Origin of the sequence: Microvirga ossetica (assembly GCF_002741015.1) — a bacterium.
In the GTDB taxonomy this organism is placed as follows: Bacteria; Pseudomonadota; Alphaproteobacteria; order Rhizobiales; family Beijerinckiaceae; genus Microvirga; species Microvirga ossetica.
In genome coordinates this window covers 1,719,191-1,735,129 of the sequence record NZ_CP016616.1, presented here as the reverse complement: position 1 = coordinate 1,735,129, position 15,939 = coordinate 1,719,191, and the positions used below count along the sequence as shown (strand labels likewise).

Below are 15,939 nucleotides of genomic sequence, written 5' to 3'. Positions count from 1 at the left end.
AGAATATTATGACAATATATTTCTGTAAAGGATGATTTATGAAAGTATTTGAATTAATACCATTTCATTGTTATATGAAATCTTGAAGTGTATATCCCTAAATTTAATGTTGCCGAAAGATCACAGTGAGTGAAAACGAGGCGCTCGAAATGAAGGCCGTCTTTTCGGAGTATTTTCCGAACCGTAACTCAGTTTACGATGGAGGAAATATTTCAAGGAGGAGCGGTCATGGCAAAATACGAGATCTTCGGAAGCATCAACCTGTCTCCCAGCGGGTTTTTCCCGGTCGACGCGAGTATCGAGGTTGTCACAGACGGCAATCGACGGGACTACTCCTTCACCGTTGACGGCCAAGCCCGCTTCGTCCGGGTTTACTGGGACGAGCAGTCATTGATCCACGACATCGGCCTTTATAGCGCAGACAACGAATCACTGGCCGAGATCACAGGCATCTCCGTAGATCGAGATCAGTTCCAGAACTTATGGCTCCAAAGCGCAACGACTTCTACTCACGTGTTCAGTTACCTTCTCTCATCGAATGATGAGCTGATCGGCAACGACGCAGAGAATATCTTCGCGCCAGGCCTCGGCAACGACACGATCTTCGGCGGTAACAACAGCCCCGAGTTTTTCGATTATGTCAATTACTCCGCCGATAACCGTCAGCATGGCATCACGGTCGATCTCGTCGACGGCGACGCGGATGACGATGTGGGAAAGGTCACGAGCAGGGGCGGCGCAGCGGAGACCGATATCCTGCATTCCATCAACAGCGTCTATGCGACTGCCCATGACGATCTCCTGATCGGCGACAACCGCGACAACGAATTCTATGCCGGCTTCGGCAACGACACGATCCATGGCGGCGGCGGACCCGTCGGCAACCTCGACGTCCTGAGTTACCGGCCAGAGGGCCGGACTCAGGGGATTACGGTGACATTCACCGCCGAAGGAGCCGGCAAGGTCACGTCGACCGAGAATGGTGACGAGGAGGATGTCTTCACCGGGATCGAAGCCGTCTACGGCACGGCAGGAGCGGACAGGTTCACTGGAGCGGCTGGATTCCAACGCTTCCGCGGCTTTGCCGGCAACGACACCTTCGACGGCGGAGACGGCGATGACGAGGTCGATTATCGTAGCGACACGGCCGAAGTCCCAGGACAGGCGGGCATCATCGTTGACCTGTCGAATATGGATGGAGAGGGAAGGGTCACTGTCGCCGGTGCCAACGGTGATGTAGACACCCTCATCCGCATCGAGCAGATCCGCGGGACGCGGAACGATGACGACATTGCGGGAACGAATGCCGGCAACAGGTTGCGTGGGGATGCCGGCGACGACGAGCTCAACGGCCGGGGCGGAGAAGACAGACTCGAAGGCGGCAACGGCAACGATAGCATGCTGGGTGGCGCCGGCAACGACATGCTGCTCGGCGATGCTGGCAATGACACCCTGAATGGTGGCGCCGGCTGGGACACTCTGAATGGCGGAGCCGGCGACGATCTCCTCATCGGCGGCGTTGACGCGCCGGAGGATGAACTGGAGGATGCAGATGTCTTCATCGGCAGCACCGGCAACGACACCATTTATGGCGGCGAGGTTGAGCAGGCTGACGGCGTCAGCAGCTGGAACGAGATCAACTACAACACCGGCAGCCTCGCGGGCATTGTCGTCACCTTCACCGAGCCCGATGGGCGCCACGGGGTCGGAATGGTCCAAAAGAAGGACGGTACCGGCAAGATCATCGGAACTGATCACTTCAACGATATCATTGCCATACGCGGCACGATGGGAGCGGACAGCTTCACCGGTGCGACGAGTGCAGCCGACCAGCGCTTCCTCGGCTATGGTGGCAACGATACCTTTGATGGATCGGACGGTATCAACGAGGTCGACTATCGGGCGGAGGCGAGGGCTGTCGGCACCGGGATGATCATCGAACTTGGGACCGGGGAGCAGGCTATCGTTACCGATGCGACGGGCGACGAGGATACTCTGATCTCTATCGAGAAAATCCGCGGCACGGAATACAACGACCAGATCTCCGGAAACGGCCTCAGCAACCTTTTGCGGGGTGATTCCGGCAACGATGTGCTGCGGGGGCGCGACGGCGACGACACGCTCAATGGCGGCGCCGGTTTCGACACCCTCGACGGTGGCGTGGGCAACGACCTTCTCATCGGCGGAATTGGTGTCGTCGGAGACGAAGATTGGTTCGAGGGAAGCACTGGTAACGACACGATCCAGGGTGGCGTCTTAGGACAAAATACTGATCCCGAGAAGACGCTTTGGAACGAGATCAGCTATTACAAGAAAGGCATCTCGGGCATCGAGGTGACGTTCGGATCGACGGCGCGGGCGGGAACGGTTTTGAAGCTCGGCGATGCCGGCACCGATACTTTCACAAGCATCGACGTGGTTCGCGGCACAGAAGGGGCCGACAAATTCTTCGGCGGCGACAATGCCGGAGCGCAGCGGTTCGTCGGATACGAGGGTAACGATACCTTCGATGGATCTCTGGGCGTCAACGAGATCGATTACCGGGCTGAGGCGAGGGCGGCGCAATCGGCGAGTGGTGTGAACGTCGATCTTGCCGCGGAAACAGCAACTTATAGGGGCTTCACTGACAAGCTGATCGCCATCGAGCGCATTCGCGGTACCGAAAATGCCGATATGATCTCCGGCAACGGGCTCCACAATCGCCTGCGCGGCGATGCCGGCAACGATACGCTCATGGGCCGGAACGGAGACGACACGCTCGATGGCGGGGCCGGCAACGACACCGCGCTCTTCAGCGGCAGCCGCTCGAACTACCACGTCACCAATTCGGGAACGCAGCTGACCATTGTGGACCGGCGGAGTGCCGGGGAGGGGACCGATACCGTCATCGATGTCGAGTTCTTCAACTTCGGCGGCACGCTTCTGAACCTCGCGGAGGTGATCAACCACGGCTCGGCTGTCAATCTCGCGGGGGGAATGGTCTTCGAGAACAGCAAGGCGGGGGAGGAGGTCGGCACGCTCTCGGTGGCGAACCCCGATGCGCTCAGCGTACATGGGTTCGAGCTGATCAATGACGCCGGCGGACGCTTCCAGATCGATGCCAGCGGCAAGATCACCGTGAAGAACGGCCTCCTGCTCGACTACGAGCAGGCGGCGACCCACACCATCGCGGTGCGGGCCAAGGATCAGTTCGGCAAGGTCATCGACCAGACCCTGACGGTCGTTCTCAAGGACGTGGACAAGGAAAGCACCACTGGCACGACCGGAAGCGATACGGTGTCCGGCGGCGCCAACTCGGACACGCTTTCCGGCGGCGGCGGCAACGACGTTCTGAATGCCGGAGGCGGCAAGGACAAGGTCGATGGCGGCGTCGGCAACGACCGGATCATCGGCGGCGGCGGCCAGGACACCCTGACCGGCGGCGCCGGCAAGGACGTGTTCGCCTTCGGCAACAAAGACACGGGGACGAGCAAGGGAACGGCCGACACCATCACAGACTTCTCAGGCAAAGGCGGTGACAAGATCGACCTGAAGGCGATCGACGCCGACGTCAAGAAGAAGGGGGATCAGGCTTTCAGCTTCATCGGCAAGAACGCCTTCACCAAGGCCGGTCAGGTCCGTTACGAGAAGACGAGCAAGGAGACGTTGATCTATCTCAACACCGACAGCGACAAGGCGGCCGAAGGCGTGATCAAGCTCAAGGGCGCTTTCGACATGCAGAAGGGCTGGTTCGTGCTCTGATCCGACCGAAAGCGGCGCCGGGGATCAACCCTGCGCCGTTTTCGGTGACTTCGACGTTGTGGGGCCAATCTTTTCCAGACCTCGCGTCATTGCCCGTCACGACGCGGTCACCGCCCGGAGAGGCACCCTGCTTGCGGACGTCCGGGGCTTTCGTCTGAATGAACGGTGCTGATATTCACGCTCCGCTCGGCCAAGCCTCGGACGTGATCCATATCCGTCCCGGCCACCGTTCTAGCCGTCGTTTTGCTGCGAGTCCTGCCGGTCATGGAGGGCATGCTCGCACCGCTCCACATGGCTCTCCGCTCGCCGCTCCATCTCCTGGGTGGTATGGCAGGGGTTCTCGATATCCTGCTGGCAGAATTGGCACTTCATGATGGCCTCCTTCGCGGCATGAATGGAAGGCCAACGTGGAGGCGAAGTGAGGGTTCCGTGCCGGAGAGACTGCCCAGCGCGAAGCTTCGGAGAAGCTAAATTCTTCGACCGCGCCGTATATTGTTACATAGTTCCCGGCGCGGGGCTTGTGGAACGTCGCACTCAGGGTGCAGCCTGAGCGATCCATGAAGATCGGACCTGTCAATGTGAAAGCATTTGGGGGAGGCAGGAAACAACCGGTAGGAAAATCCTGCCCTACCTGCGTGTCGAGCTTAACATGTTAGCATGTTTGGATTACTATCGTGTCCGTTACTTAAGCGTGGCCTTAAGAGCCCGCATCGGGAGGAAAGATCATGACCAAAGTAAAGTCCCCGCTTGGGGAGAAGACTTCACGTCGTAAGTTCTTGGGTGGAGCGGCGATTACGGCTGCTGCGACTGTTGCGGCCCCGAGCGTTGTCAAGGCGCAAGGCCCCATCAGCATGCGCTGGCAGAGCACTTGGCCGTCCAAGGACATCTTCCACGAGTTCGCGCTCGATTTCGCCAAGAAGGTCAACGACATGACCGGCGGCGACCTCAAGATCGAGGTGTTGCCCGCGGGCGCCGTGGTGCCGGCTTTCGGCCTCCTCGACGCCGTGTCGAAAGGAACGCTCGATGGTGGCCACGGCGTGATGGTCTACCATTATGGCAAGCAGACCGCCCTCGCGCTCTGGGGATCCGGTCCTGGCTTCGCCATGGATGCCAATATGCTGATGGCTTGGCACCGCTATGGCGGCGGCAAGGAGCTGCTCGAGAAACTGTATGCCTCGATCGGCGCCAACGTCGTGTCATTCCCCTATGGGCCGATGCCGACGCAGCCGCTCGGCTGGTTCAAGAAGCCGGTCACCAAGATGGAGGATATGGCGGGCCTCAAGTTCCGAACCGTGGGCATCTCGATCGACGTGTTCACCGGCATGGGCGCAGCCGTCAATGCGTTGCCTGGCGGTGAGATCGTCTCGGCGATGGATCGCGGCCTTCTCGATGCGGCCGAGTTCAACAACGCCTCGTCCGACCGGGCCCTCGGCTTTGCCGACGTATCCAAGGTATGCATGCTCCAGAGCTACCACCAGAACGCCGAGCAGTTCGAGATCATGTTCAACAAGACGAAATATGATGGGCTGCCCGAGAAAATGAAAGCGATCATCGCCAATGCGGTCGATGCTGCGTCGCAGGATATGTCGTGGAAGGCGATCGATCGGTACTCGAAGGATTATGTCGAGCTCCAGACGAAAGACAATGTCAAGTTCTACAAGACGCCGGACGCGATCCTCAGGAAGCAGCTCGAGGTCTACGACGACGTTGTGAAAAAGAAGGCCGGAGAGAATCCGCTGTTCAAGGAGATCCTTGAGTCGCAGCTTGCTTTCGCCCAGCGGGCCACACGTTGGGAGCAGGACACCGTCGTCAATCGCCGCATGGCGTTCGATCACTACTTCGGACCCAACGCGGCTGCAAAGAAGATCTAGCGCGACGATCAGTCTGGCCAAGCGCCATCGAAGATAGATCGATGGCGCTTGGCTATGCTCTTACCACACTCTCTCCGGTCGGCGCCCCACATGAACGTCCAGCAAATTCTGCATACGGTCGACGGCATCAGCACATGGGTCGGCAAGGCCGCGGCGTGGCTCATCATCGGGCTCATGACGCTTGTCTGCGTCGAGGTATTCAAGCGTTACATCATGAACATGCCGACGGCATGGATCTTCGATGCGAGCAACATGCTCTACGGCAGCGTGTTCATGCTGGCCGGCGCCTACACGCTGGCGCAGAACGCCCATGTACGCGGCGATTTTCTCTACAGCTCGATGCGGCCTCGCACGCAGGCGTCGCTCGATCTTGTCCTCTACATCGTATTCTTCCTGCCGGGCATCGCCGCCCTCATCTACGCTGGCTATGATTACGCGGCGCTTTCCTGGCGGATCGGCGAGCATTCGACTGTGACGGCGAATGGCCCGCCGATCTACCATTTCAAGGCGGTGATCCCGATAGCCGGCGCGCTGGTGATGCTGCAGGGCCTAGCTGAAATCCTGCGCTGCATCGTCTGTCTCAAGACCGGGGTATGGCCCAGCCGGCTCAAGGACGTCAGCGAGATCGACGTGGTCGAGGGGCAACTCGCGCACAGCGAATATGTGGACGAAGAAACGCGCAAGACCGCCATCGCGCGCGCGCAGCAGATCGACGAAACGGCGCGGCAACGCGGGATGGGGGGGGACCTGCAGACATGAGCGATCCGGCACTGGGTCTCACGATGCTTATGCTCATCGTGGTGGTGATCATGATGGGTTTCCCGACGGCCTTCACGCTGATGGGCCTCGGGATGTTCTTCGGTTTCTACGCGTTCTACAATCCGGCGGAGAGCTGGTTCGACAACCGGGTTTTTGACCTCATGGTCCAGCGCACCTACGGTGCCATGACCAACGACGTTCTCATTTCCATCCCGCTCTTCGTGTTGATGGGATATGTGATGGAACGCGGGGCACTCGTCGACAAGATGTTCTACTCGATTCAGCTTTCGTTCCGGCGGTTGCCCGCCGCGCTCGCGGTTGCGACGCTGATCGTCTGCACATTCTGGGGCATCGCCAGCGGCCTCGTGGGAGCCGTCGTCGTCCTCATGGGGGTGATCGCCTTCAACCCGATGCTGCGCGCCGGCTACGACGTAAAGCTCGCCTCCGGAGTCATCACGGCTGGGGGCACGCTGGGCATTTTGATCCCGCCTTCGGTGATGATCATCGTCTATGCGGCGGTGGCCGGCCAGTCCGTCGTGAAGCTCTACGCGGCAGCGATGTTTCCCGGCTTCTTCCTCGCCTTCCTGTACCTTGTCTACGTCATCGGCTGGGCGATGATAAACCCGAAGATCGCGCCTCCCCTTCCCGAGGAGCAAACACGGGTTCCGGTGCCGGAATGGATGCGAAAGTTCCAGGCAGCTTATTCGAACAACATGCTGGTCGGGCTCTTCTCGGCCCTGTTCTCGCCAGCCAGGATGAAGAACCTCGACGGCGATGGTGGGCACCTCACCTACTGGACGGTGTTCAAGAACTTTCTCGCCACGCTAATCCCGCTCGCTCTGACGGCCCTCACCCTATGGCTCGTGTGGTGGTACGTCGTCATCCACCCGCAGGCGTCGGCCGAAGGCGAGGCTCCTGAGGGCCTGGAGCAGCTCGGCGGACCGGCGGTGAGCGCGCCGGTGACGCCAACCGACATAGGTCCGGCGACCACATTCTATGTCGTTTTCGGCATCGCTGCCGCGTTGGCCCTGGTGATACTCGCCCGCTACTACCGGAACATGAACGCCGAGCGCCTCCAGGTCGTGAAGCTTCTGTCATCGTCGATCATGCCACTTGGCATTCTCACCCTTCTCGTGCTCGCCGTCATCCTATTCGGAATCACCACCGCGACCGAGTCCGCTGCGGTTGGCGCTGCCGGAGCGTTCCTGCTCGCTTTCCAGGCTCGGACGCTGAACTGGAAACGCACCAAGGAAGCCGTGTTCCTGACGGCGAAGACAACGGCGATGGTGTGCTGGCTCTTCGTCGGTTCGGCGCTGTTCTCGGCCGTGTTCGCGATCCTCGGCGGGCAGGGCCTGGTCGAGCGTTGGGTTCTGGCCATGGATCTGACCCCTGTGCAGTTCATGATCCTGTCGCAGGCCGTGATCTTCATTCTCGGCTGGCCGCTGGAATGGACCGAGATCATCATCATCTTCGTGCCGATCTTCCTGCCGCTGCTGAAGCATTTCAACATCGACCCGGTTCTCTGGGGGGTTCTCGTCTTCGTGAACCTTCAGGCTGCTTTCCTGTCGCCGCCCGTGGCGATGTCGGCTTTCTACCTCAAAGGCGTTTCGCCGCCGCACGTCACCCTGAACCAGATCTTCGCGGGCATGATGCCTTACATGCTGATCGTCATCATATGCATGATCCTCATGTATCTTTGGCCCGGGCTGACTCTCTGGCTTCCGAACTATCTCTATGGCAGCTGAGCAACAGACGCTCATCCGTTATGGGAAAGTTCAGCTGCCGCCTCCTTCGCGGGAACCATGGTCCCTGTGGCCGGTTCACTTTTACGCGTCATGACGCGCAACCGCTAAGGTGCTTCGGGTAGATGATCGGATGTCTTCGAGCATCTCCGACGGGAGATTCAGATGCGAAAAGCTTTTCTTCTGGCAACAGGATTTTTGGTCCTTGCAACCGGCGCGTGGGCGCAGGAATCCTCGCGGGATCGTGATGACTTCGATCGCGGCGGCTGGCGTGAAAATCGCGAAGGCTGGGGTCGCGACCAGGATCGGCGGCGGGGTCAGATGATGATGCGCGAGGACAGGGACGATTCCGACCGGTGGGAGAGGGGAGCGCGCTTTTTCCTCCGTAGCGGCGATACGCAGCTGCGCATCGTCTGCGGCAATCGGGAATCGACGCAATCCTGCGTCGACGCCGCCCTGCGCATGTTCGACCGGCTGCAATCGCAGACGAATGCCAGGCCGCCGGCATCGACGACGCCGGCTCAGCCGCCGCAGTAGCAGGGAGACGAAAGGCCGGGATCAGATATGATCGAGTGCGTTGGCGAGATCCGCCAGCAGATCCTCACCATGCTCCAGGCCGACGGATAGGCGCACCAGCCCGTCCGAGATCCCCATTTCGTCGCGCAGTTCCGGCGCAAAGCGCTGATGGGTGGTCGTCGACGGATGGGTCACCAGGCTTTTCGCATCGCCCAGGTTGTTCGAGATCCGGATCAGCTTGAGAGCGTTCAGGAAGCGGAAGGCACCTGCCTTGCCCCCTTTTACCTCCAGGGCGATCATCGTCGAGCCACCGCTCATCTGCCGCCTGATCAGATCGGCCTGCGGATGGTCCGGGCGTCCCGGATAGGTCAGCCGTTGCACCTTCGGATGATCGTGCAGGCGATCCGCGAGGTAGCCGGCCGTCACGGTCTGCCGCTCCACCCGCAGGGGCAGGGTCTCCAGCCCCTTCAGCAGGACCCAGGCATTGAACGGCGAGATCGACGGCCCGGTCATGCGCAGGAATTGCTGCACCTTCGTTTCGATGAACTCGGTGGAGGCCAGGATCACGCCGCCGAGACATCGGCCCTGGCCGTCGATGTGCTTGGTCGCGGAATACACGACACAATCGGCGCCCAAGGCGAGAGGCTTCTGAAAAAGCGGCGTCGCAAATACATTGTCGACGGTCAGCGTCGCACCGGCGTCATGGGCGATGTCGGCGACCGCGGCGATGTCGACGATCTCGAGGCTCGGATTGGTCGGCGTTTCGAGGAAAAACGCCTTTGTCTCCGGCGTGACAGCTTTACGCCATTGATCGAGGTTTTCTCCATCGACGAGCGTGCAGCCGACGCCGAAGCGGGGCAGGAGATCCTCCACGACCCATCGGCAGGAGCCGAACAGGGCACGTGCCGCCACCACATGGTCGCCTGCCTGGACCTGACCGACCATAGCCGCGGTGACCGCAGCCATGCCGCTCGCCGTCGCGCGGGCCGCCTCTGCCCCTTCGAGCGTGGCAATGCGCTGCTCGAAGGCATCGACGGTGGGATTGGAATACCGGCTATAGCTATAGCCCGGCTCCTCGTTCAGGAAGCGCCGTTCGGCGCTCTCCGCGCTCTCGTAGACGAAGCCCTGGGTCAGGAAGAGCGCTTCCGCCGTCTCGCCGTGGGGCGTGCGATCGTGGCCCTCATGGACAAGGCGGGTTTCGATGTGGTGTTTGTCTTTTTGCGGCAGGGTCATGAGCCGATCTTAAAATTGTTCTTTAAAAAGAACAATCGTCTTCTTTTCGCGGAAAAATTGCTGGGTTCCGTGCTCTCCGCCCTTCACCGCGCGACCTCTTTTCGGGTCTCTTCGATCAGGCGCTTCACGCAGGGCTCAAGGGACTGGCGCCAGGGTGGGAGCGTGACACCGTGTACCTCTTTCAGCTTCGTGCAGTCGAGCCTGGAATTGGCCGGGCGCTTCGCCGGCGTCGGGTAGTCGACTGACGCGATGGGACGAACCTTCGCGGAGGGGCCGCCGAACTTCGCCGAGAGGGAAAAGATCTCGGCGGCGAAGTCCGACCAGCTGGTAAAGCCCGTTCCCGTCATGTGGAACAAGCCGCGCAGGCTCCGGTCGTCCGGTCGCTCGAGCAGGTTGCGGCTGACCGCGATGATCCCGTCCGCAATATCGAGGGCGCTCGTCGGCGAGCCGTACTGGTCGGCGACCACACCGAGTTCCTCGCGCTCGCCGGCCAGGCGCAGCATCGTCTTCACGAAATTCTTGCCGAAGGGGCTGTAGACCCAGGCGGTGCGAAGGATCGCGTAATTCTCGGCCTCCGCCACCACGGCTTCCTCGCCCAGGAGCTTCGAGGCGCCATAGGCTCCGAGCGGAGAGACCGGGTCATCTTCCCGGTAAGGGCGGTCGGCGGTGCCATCGAAGACATAATCGGTGGAGAGGTGGATGACGGGCACGTTCATCGCGGCCGCAGCGCCGGCAACGGCGCCCGCGCCGATCCCATTGATCGCGTCGGCGAGCTCGGGATCGGACTCAGCCTGATCGACGGCCGTGTAGGCGGCCGCATTCACGATCACGTCGCCGCCGGTGTCGATCAATGCGTCCTCGATGCCCGAAGGATCGGCGAGATCGAGCTTGGGGCGGCCGACCAGAACGGCCTGCGCCCCATGGGCGCGTGCGCGCTCCGCCAGAGCCCGTGCGACCTGACCTTCCTTACCGACGACGATGATACGCATGGAGACCGAAAATCCTCTTCGACCGTGAAACGGCCCCGTCGGGACAGGGCCGCTCCGAATTCCCATCAATTGCCGATGGCAACGCCCTCGCGGCGGCTGTCGGCGCCGCCGACGAGCCCTGCCGGCGTGACGACGATAGCATGAATGCCGGAGTTCTGTTCGATCAGCTTGACCTCATGGCCCTTCGCCTCGAGACCCGCCTTCCACGCCTCGGCTTCGGTTCCCGCTTCCAGCTCCGTCGGGCCGTTGCGGCTGCCCACATTGGGAAGATCGGCGGCGACCTGCGGATCGAGCTTCCAGTCGAGGATGCCGACGAGGGTCTTGGCCACGTAGTTGATGATCAGGCTGCCGCCCGGCGAGCCCACCACCGCATAGAGCTTGCCGCTGCCGTCGAGCACGATTGTCGGCGTCATGGACGAGCGGGGGCGTTTGCCCGCCTCGACGCGATTGGCGATGGGCTTGTCGTCCTCCGTCGTGGCGAAGGAGAAGTCCGTCAGCTCGTTGTTGAGCAGGAAGCCGCTTTTCGTCATGAGACGTGCGCCGAACCCGTCCTCGATGGTGGTCGTCATCGACACCGCATTGCCGTTGCGGTCGACGATGGAGATGTGGCTCGTGCCGAACTCGACCCCTTCGGACGGCCCCCAGAGGAAGGTCTTCTGGAAGGGCGGATCGCCGGGCTTGGCCTTGCCCATGGACTTGTTCGGGTCGACCAATCCAGCGCGGCTCTTGATATAGCCCGGATCGGTCAGGCCCTTGACCGGCACGTTGACGAAGGCCGGATCGGCGAGGAAGAGCGCCCGGTCGGCATAGGCAAGGCGGCCCGCTTCCGCGATCCAGTGAACCGCGTCGGGGCCGGGCTTCAGCGAGGCCATGTCCTGCGTTTCCAGCACCCCCATGATCTGCTGCACGGCGACCTGGCCCGAACTCGGCGGACCCATGCCGCAGATCCGGTAAACCCGATAGGGGCCGCAGACGGCGTCCCGCTCCTGGACCTTGTAGGCCTTGAGGTCGTCCAGGGTCATGTCGCCAGGGTTCGTCGGATGGCCGGTGACGGTCGTCACGATGTCCTGGGCAATCTCGCCGGTGTAGAAGGCATCCGCACCTTTGTCGGCGATTGTGCGCAGGATCTTGGCGAAGGCCGGGTTCTTGAGAACGGTCCCGACCGCCTTCGGCTTGCCGTCAGCCTCGTAGAAATAGGCGCGGGCGACCGGATCGTTCTGAAGGAATTTCTCCTGCGTCAGGAGCCCGTTGAGGCGAGGGGAGATCGTAAAGCCGTCTTCCGCAAGGCGGGCTGCGGGCTCGATCACCTGCGGCCAGGAGAGCTTGCCCCAGTTCCTGTGCGCGGTCTCAAGAAGGCGCGGGGTGCCAGGCACGCCGACCGAGCGGCCTCCCACCACCGCATCGTAGAACTTCATCGGCTTGCCGTCAGGACCGAGAAAGCGCTCGGGCTTTGCGGCCGCAGGCGCCATCTCGCGCCCATCAAGCGTCGTCATGGTCGTTCCGTCCCAGAAGACCATGAAGGCGCCGCCGCCGATGCCCGAACTCTGCGGCTCGACGAGATTGAGGACGAGCTGAACGGCAATCGCGGCGTCGACGGCGCTGCCGCCGGCGGCAAGGATCTCCCGGCCGGCCTGGGCGGCCAGCGGATTGGCCGCGGCAACCATGTCCTTCGTTGCGGTGCCAGCGGATTTGAACGTGCGTCCCGTTGATGCTTCCGGGGCAGGGGCGACGGCCTGGGCCAGGACCGGGGCGGACAGGGACATGCCGGCAAGAAGGCCGAGGCCCCAGAAACCCCGGCGAAGAGCGCTCTGCGTGATCATGCTGATAGGCTCCCTCGGTGTCTTCGCTTTAAGTTGGAAGAACCTATCAAAAGACTATCCCTTCGCGCCACCTCCATCGATCGAGGGGTGAGAAGAAATTCTGACTATGTTGCGCTGCAATATCACACTCCTGTCACTCTTTGCCTTCATGGTGCGATTCGTGAAGCGAGCGATGGAGCAGGACATGTACTCATATAATCTGTTCCGAAGTACGAAACCCGATGGGCTGGTTTGTGCCGTGCCGGAGCAACGGTCGGTTCCCTCCTTCGTCGTCGAGCCCAATTGGCAGTTCGGAGGGCGTACCGACGGGGCGGATGCCCCTCTCGGATTCGACCGGAAGGCGGCCATGGAAGGCGTCCGCTTCAACGGGTTTTATCTCTTCGCAACATTCCAGAAGGACCGGTCGGGCGCTTGAGGCCCGGCCGATCTTTCGCATGTCGGACATGTGGCCCACATCCAACCCGACGAAAGAAATTTCCCATGGGTCGGATCGACTCTTGATCTTGAGCGGCACCTGTCTTCTATCTGCGTGATCCGCGCGCCTGCCGTTTTTCATCACCGATTCGATCTTGAACTCCTCCCTCGCACTCATCTGGACCATTACGGCCGCAACCACGTTGCTTCAGGCCGGTAACGGATTGCTGCAGGCCCTGATGCCCTTGCGCATGCAGGCGGAGGGGATCTCCGTCGCGTCCATCGGTGTCGTCGCCGCGGCCTATGGGCTCGGTTTCTCGACCGGCTGCTTCCTGGCTCCGAGCTTCATCCGGCATGTCGGTTATATCAGGGCCTTCGCGAGCCTTGCGGCCGTGGTTTCCGTCTTGATCCTCTTGATGACGCAAGCCCACTCCACGCTGGCCTGGATCCTCCTGCGCGGACTGACGGGCGTCACGCTTGCCTGCATCTTCACGGTGACGGATGGCTGGATCAGCGCCCGCGCCAGCTCCAGCCATCGTGGACGCATCCTGTCGATCTACATGATCTGCACCAAGGTCGCCCTGATGCTGTCGCCGCTGGGGATCGGCTTCGGCGATATTCGGATGGACGGGCTGTTCATGACGGTGAGCGCGCTAATCACGCTCTCGCTGCTTCCCATCGCAGCAACGACGACGAAGGAGCCTCCAGCGCCGCAGGGCGTGCGGATCGAAGTTCGGCGACTTTTCGCCACTGCTCCCTCCGCGGTCGTGGGAGCCTTCGTCGTCGGCCTGGTCAACGGCCCGGTCATCGCGATCACGCCGGTTTTCGGCGTCAGCATCGGGCTGAGCCAGGATCAGGCCGCGGCGCTACTGTTCGCGCTCCAGGCCGGCAGCCTCGCGATGCAATGGCCGCTCGGATGGCTCTCGGATCGGGCCGACAGACGCTATGTGATCGCGGGTCTCGCCGCGGGAACGAGCCTGGTCTCGCTCCTCATTCTCTGGGCGAGCGCGCAGGGTGCGAGCCTCCTGATCCTGTGGTCTTTCGCGATCTGGGGCGGCCTTGCCTTGTGCATCTACTCGGTCTGCGTGGCCCATGCCTGCGATATCGTGGAGCCGGGACAGATCGTGTCCACCGTTGGCACGCTCCTGTTTTCCTGGGCCGCCGGCGTGACCGTCGGGCCGCTGTTCGGCGCCGCCGCAATGCAGCTGATCGGACCGCAGGGCCTCTTCATCTATGCCGCGCTGGCTTCGCTGGGGCTCGTCGCCTTCATTGTCATGCGGATTGCGCGCGTGCAACGCACGCCGGCCAAGGGTGGTTTCGCCGATATCGCGCCCACCAGCTCGGCTTCGGCCACGCTATCGCCCCGCGCGGAGCGCGAGGCTCCGCCGTCAAATGGAGAGGGTGAGGCCGCGCCGTCCGATCAGAAGGTCGAGGCGTCTGCCGTGGCCCGGGCGGATACGGCCTCGTAACGGTTGAGGCGCTTGTCGATCATGTCGTCGATCTTGTCGTAGACTTCGGCGACGCTGAGGTTCCGCGTCTTCTTGCCGTCCTTGGTGAAGAACAAGGATTTGTTGGACTTCGCAGCAGCCGGGAAGGCGTCGCGGGCGCTCTTCTTGGGCGTGTCGTCCACAAGGGCGATGAACCTGCTCGCGCTGTCGACGCCAAAGAAATGGGACAGATAGAACTCGGAACGGCTGAGCTTGCGTCCGAGCTTGGCCTCGATCTTCGTCTTGTCTCGCTTCATCATCTCGGCCGCCATCAGGGCGGAGATGTAGGGATTGCGGCGAAGACCGAGAATATGCTCGCGCATCGTCTCGTTCTCGACGGCGATCTTGGCGCCCGCGCCCGCGATCGACTCCGCTTCCGCGATCAGCCCGTGCATCGGCCCAAAAGACCGCACAGCCTCGAGCCACGTGCTCGAAATGAACTGGAACAGGCCGACGGCGGAGGATGTCGAGGCCTTGTTGCCGGGTAGAAAGCTCGATTCCTTGTCCGCCAAAGCCATCATGTAGACGGGATCGGCACCAGTCAGCTTGGAAGCGCGCAGGATCGTGTCGACGATCCACACGGGAACGCGCATCTCCTCGAATTCCATGTATTCGGTGAGTTCCCGCGATACCGGTTCTTCATCCTCAGGGCGCTCAGCGGAAGACTCCGTCAGGGGAAGCGAGAGGATGATCTGCCTCTGCAGATCCGCGTGCGTGATCTCGACAGCTTCGACAGGTGCGACGGCTTCGAGAGGGTCCACCGGGGCCACGGCCTCGGTCGGCATCATCCTGAGGGTATCCGGAACGGTCCCGAATGCTGCCGGAGGGAGCATATCCGGTTCCGAGGCGGCGTGAGCGGCGCTGGCTGCAAGCGTGATGCAGGCGCCAAGACCGAAGCACTTGGTCAGGTTCAGCAGGGTCTTCCCTCCCTGCAGGCGTGCGCGTCGCAGGGATGCCCGACGGAACGGAAATCTGCCTGTCCTCGAAGGCTCGAGGCAATCAGTCGTCGGCTGGCACGCGTCCGCGGACGCTGTCAGAGCGATTTGCATGCGGGTAAAGCCCCCAGGATGTGCCGCTTCGCCGCCGAGGCAGGTGTGCGGGTTTTTCGTTCAAGGGCAAAACTGTGATCAGTACATATGTCTAGAATGGGTCAGCTTGGCGGTATAATTTCGAATTTGTTCCAGCCTGCGACCATTTGCTACCCCTTATCCATAGAGGTATCCGCGGATCGAAGCGTTTAGCGGACAGCAAATCCTTAATCTTCGGTGAATTTGACCAAGGACGAGATGACGCAGCGTCAATTATACGATTCCCGAAATCGGATCTTCTTTCATGTCCCTATTTGCCGCACCGTAATACTACGCGAG

Annotated in this window: 12 protein-coding genes; 7 read left to right on the top strand and 5 right to left on the bottom strand. The window is 61.5% G+C overall.

Annotation, left to right across the window (positions count from 1 at the left end; genetic code table 11):
• The first annotated feature begins 228 nt into the window (after nucleotides 1-228).
• Complete coding sequence (locus BB934_RS46975) at nucleotides 229-3,741, top strand: hypothetical protein (protein ID WP_162299148.1); 3,513 nt, start codon at nucleotides 229-231, stop codon at nucleotides 3,739-3,741.
• Nucleotides 3,742-3,972: 231 nt separating this feature from the next.
• On the opposite strand, the gene BB934_RS46970 is transcribed toward BB934_RS46975, so the two are convergent.
• Nucleotides 3,973-4,113, bottom strand: coding sequence for a hypothetical protein (locus BB934_RS46970; protein WP_157934084.1), 141 nt, complete (start codon nucleotides 4,111-4,113; stop codon nucleotides 3,973-3,975).
• A 353-nt stretch (nucleotides 4,114-4,466) separates the two neighbouring features.
• Here BB934_RS46970 and BB934_RS08190 point away from each other — a divergent pair, with 353 nt between their 5' ends.
• From BB934_RS08190 to BB934_RS08175, 4 genes are all read left to right on the top strand, one after another.
• A complete protein-coding gene (locus BB934_RS08190) occupies nucleotides 4,467-5,612 on the top strand; it encodes a TRAP transporter substrate-binding protein (RefSeq protein WP_099509187.1) in 1,146 nt (381 codons plus the stop codon).
• 90 nt (nucleotides 5,613-5,702) lie between these two features.
• Complete coding sequence (locus BB934_RS08185) at nucleotides 5,703-6,371, top strand: TRAP transporter small permease subunit (protein ID WP_099509186.1); 669 nt, start codon at nucleotides 5,703-5,705, stop codon at nucleotides 6,369-6,371.
• Nucleotides 6,368-8,116: a TRAP transporter large permease gene (locus tag BB934_RS08180; protein WP_099509185.1), complete on the top strand. Its 1,749-nt coding sequence runs from the start codon at nucleotides 6,368-6,370 to the stop codon at nucleotides 8,114-8,116. Before BB934_RS08185 ends, BB934_RS08180 begins: the two co-directional genes overlap by 4 nt.
• 162 nt (nucleotides 8,117-8,278) lie before the next feature.
• Complete coding sequence (locus BB934_RS08175; protein ID WP_099509184.1) at nucleotides 8,279-8,650, top strand: hypothetical protein; 372 nt, start codon at nucleotides 8,279-8,281, stop codon at nucleotides 8,648-8,650.
• A gap of 21 nt (nucleotides 8,651-8,671) precedes the next feature.
• On the opposite strand, the gene BB934_RS08170 is transcribed toward BB934_RS08175, so the two are convergent.
• From BB934_RS08170 to ggt, 3 genes are all read right to left on the bottom strand, one after another.
• A complete protein-coding gene (locus BB934_RS08170) occupies nucleotides 8,672-9,862 on the bottom strand; it encodes an O-succinylhomoserine sulfhydrylase (protein ID WP_099509183.1) in 1,191 nt (396 codons plus the stop codon).
• Between the two features lie 83 nt (nucleotides 9,863-9,945).
• Nucleotides 9,946-10,851, bottom strand: coding sequence for a dTDP-4-dehydrorhamnose reductase (gene rfbD, locus BB934_RS08165; RefSeq protein ID WP_099509182.1), 906 nt, complete (start codon nucleotides 10,849-10,851; stop codon nucleotides 9,946-9,948).
• Nucleotides 10,852-10,916: 65 nt separating this feature from the next.
• Nucleotides 10,917-12,671 (bottom strand): gamma-glutamyltransferase, encoded by a 1,755-nt coding sequence (ggt, locus tag BB934_RS08160; protein WP_099509181.1) that lies wholly within the window; start codon nucleotides 12,669-12,671, stop codon nucleotides 10,917-10,919.
• 184 nt (nucleotides 12,672-12,855) lie between these two features.
• Here ggt and BB934_RS08155 point away from each other — a divergent pair, with 184 nt between their 5' ends.
• Complete coding sequence (locus BB934_RS08155; protein ID WP_099512694.1) at nucleotides 12,856-13,086, top strand: hypothetical protein; 231 nt, start codon at nucleotides 12,856-12,858, stop codon at nucleotides 13,084-13,086.
• Between the two features lie 154 nt (nucleotides 13,087-13,240).
• Nucleotides 13,241-14,554, top strand: a complete 1,314-nt coding sequence (locus BB934_RS08150; RefSeq protein ID WP_099509180.1) for an MFS transporter — start codon at nucleotides 13,241-13,243, stop codon at nucleotides 14,552-14,554.
• On the opposite strand, the gene BB934_RS08145 is transcribed toward BB934_RS08150, so the two are convergent.
• Nucleotides 14,506-15,360 carry a transglycosylase SLT domain-containing protein gene (locus BB934_RS08145; protein WP_157934083.1) on the bottom strand — a complete coding sequence of 285 codons (855 nt, stop codon included), beginning with the start codon at nucleotides 15,358-15,360 and terminating at the stop codon, nucleotides 14,506-14,508. The two genes, BB934_RS08150 and BB934_RS08145, sit on opposite strands and share 49 nt — an antisense overlap.
• Nucleotides 15,361-15,939: the final 579 nt, after the last annotated feature.

Coding starts and splice junctions, on each gene's coding strand:
- BB934_RS08190 (WP_099509187.1), top strand. CDS start 4,467: ATGACCAAAGTAAAGTCCCCGCTTGGGGAGAAGACTTCACGTCGTAAG.
- BB934_RS08185 (WP_099509186.1), top strand. CDS start 5,703: ATGAACGTCCAGCAAATTCTGCATACGGTCGACGGCATCAGCACATGG.
- BB934_RS08180 (WP_099509185.1), top strand. CDS start 6,368: ATGAGCGATCCGGCACTGGGTCTCACGATGCTTATGCTCATCGTGGTG.
- BB934_RS46970 (WP_157934084.1), bottom strand. CDS start 4,113: ATGAAGTGCCAATTCTGCCAGCAGGATATCGAGAACCCCTGCCATACC.
- BB934_RS08155 (WP_099512694.1), top strand. CDS start 12,856: ATGTACTCATATAATCTGTTCCGAAGTACGAAACCCGATGGGCTGGTT.
- rfbD (WP_099509182.1), bottom strand. CDS start 10,851: ATGCGTATCATCGTCGTCGGTAAGGAAGGTCAGGTCGCACGGGCTCTG.
- BB934_RS08145 (WP_157934083.1), bottom strand. CDS start 15,360: ATGATGCCGACCGAGGCCGTGGCCCCGGTGGACCCTCTCGAAGCCGTC.
- BB934_RS08175 (WP_099509184.1), top strand. CDS start 8,279: ATGCGAAAAGCTTTTCTTCTGGCAACAGGATTTTTGGTCCTTGCAACC.
- ggt (WP_099509181.1), bottom strand. CDS start 12,671: ATGATCACGCAGAGCGCTCTTCGCCGGGGTTTCTGGGGCCTCGGCCTT.
- BB934_RS08170 (WP_099509183.1), bottom strand. CDS start 9,862: ATGACCCTGCCGCAAAAAGACAAACACCACATCGAAACCCGCCTTGTC.
- BB934_RS46975 (WP_162299148.1), top strand. CDS start 229: ATGGCAAAATACGAGATCTTCGGAAGCATCAACCTGTCTCCCAGCGGG.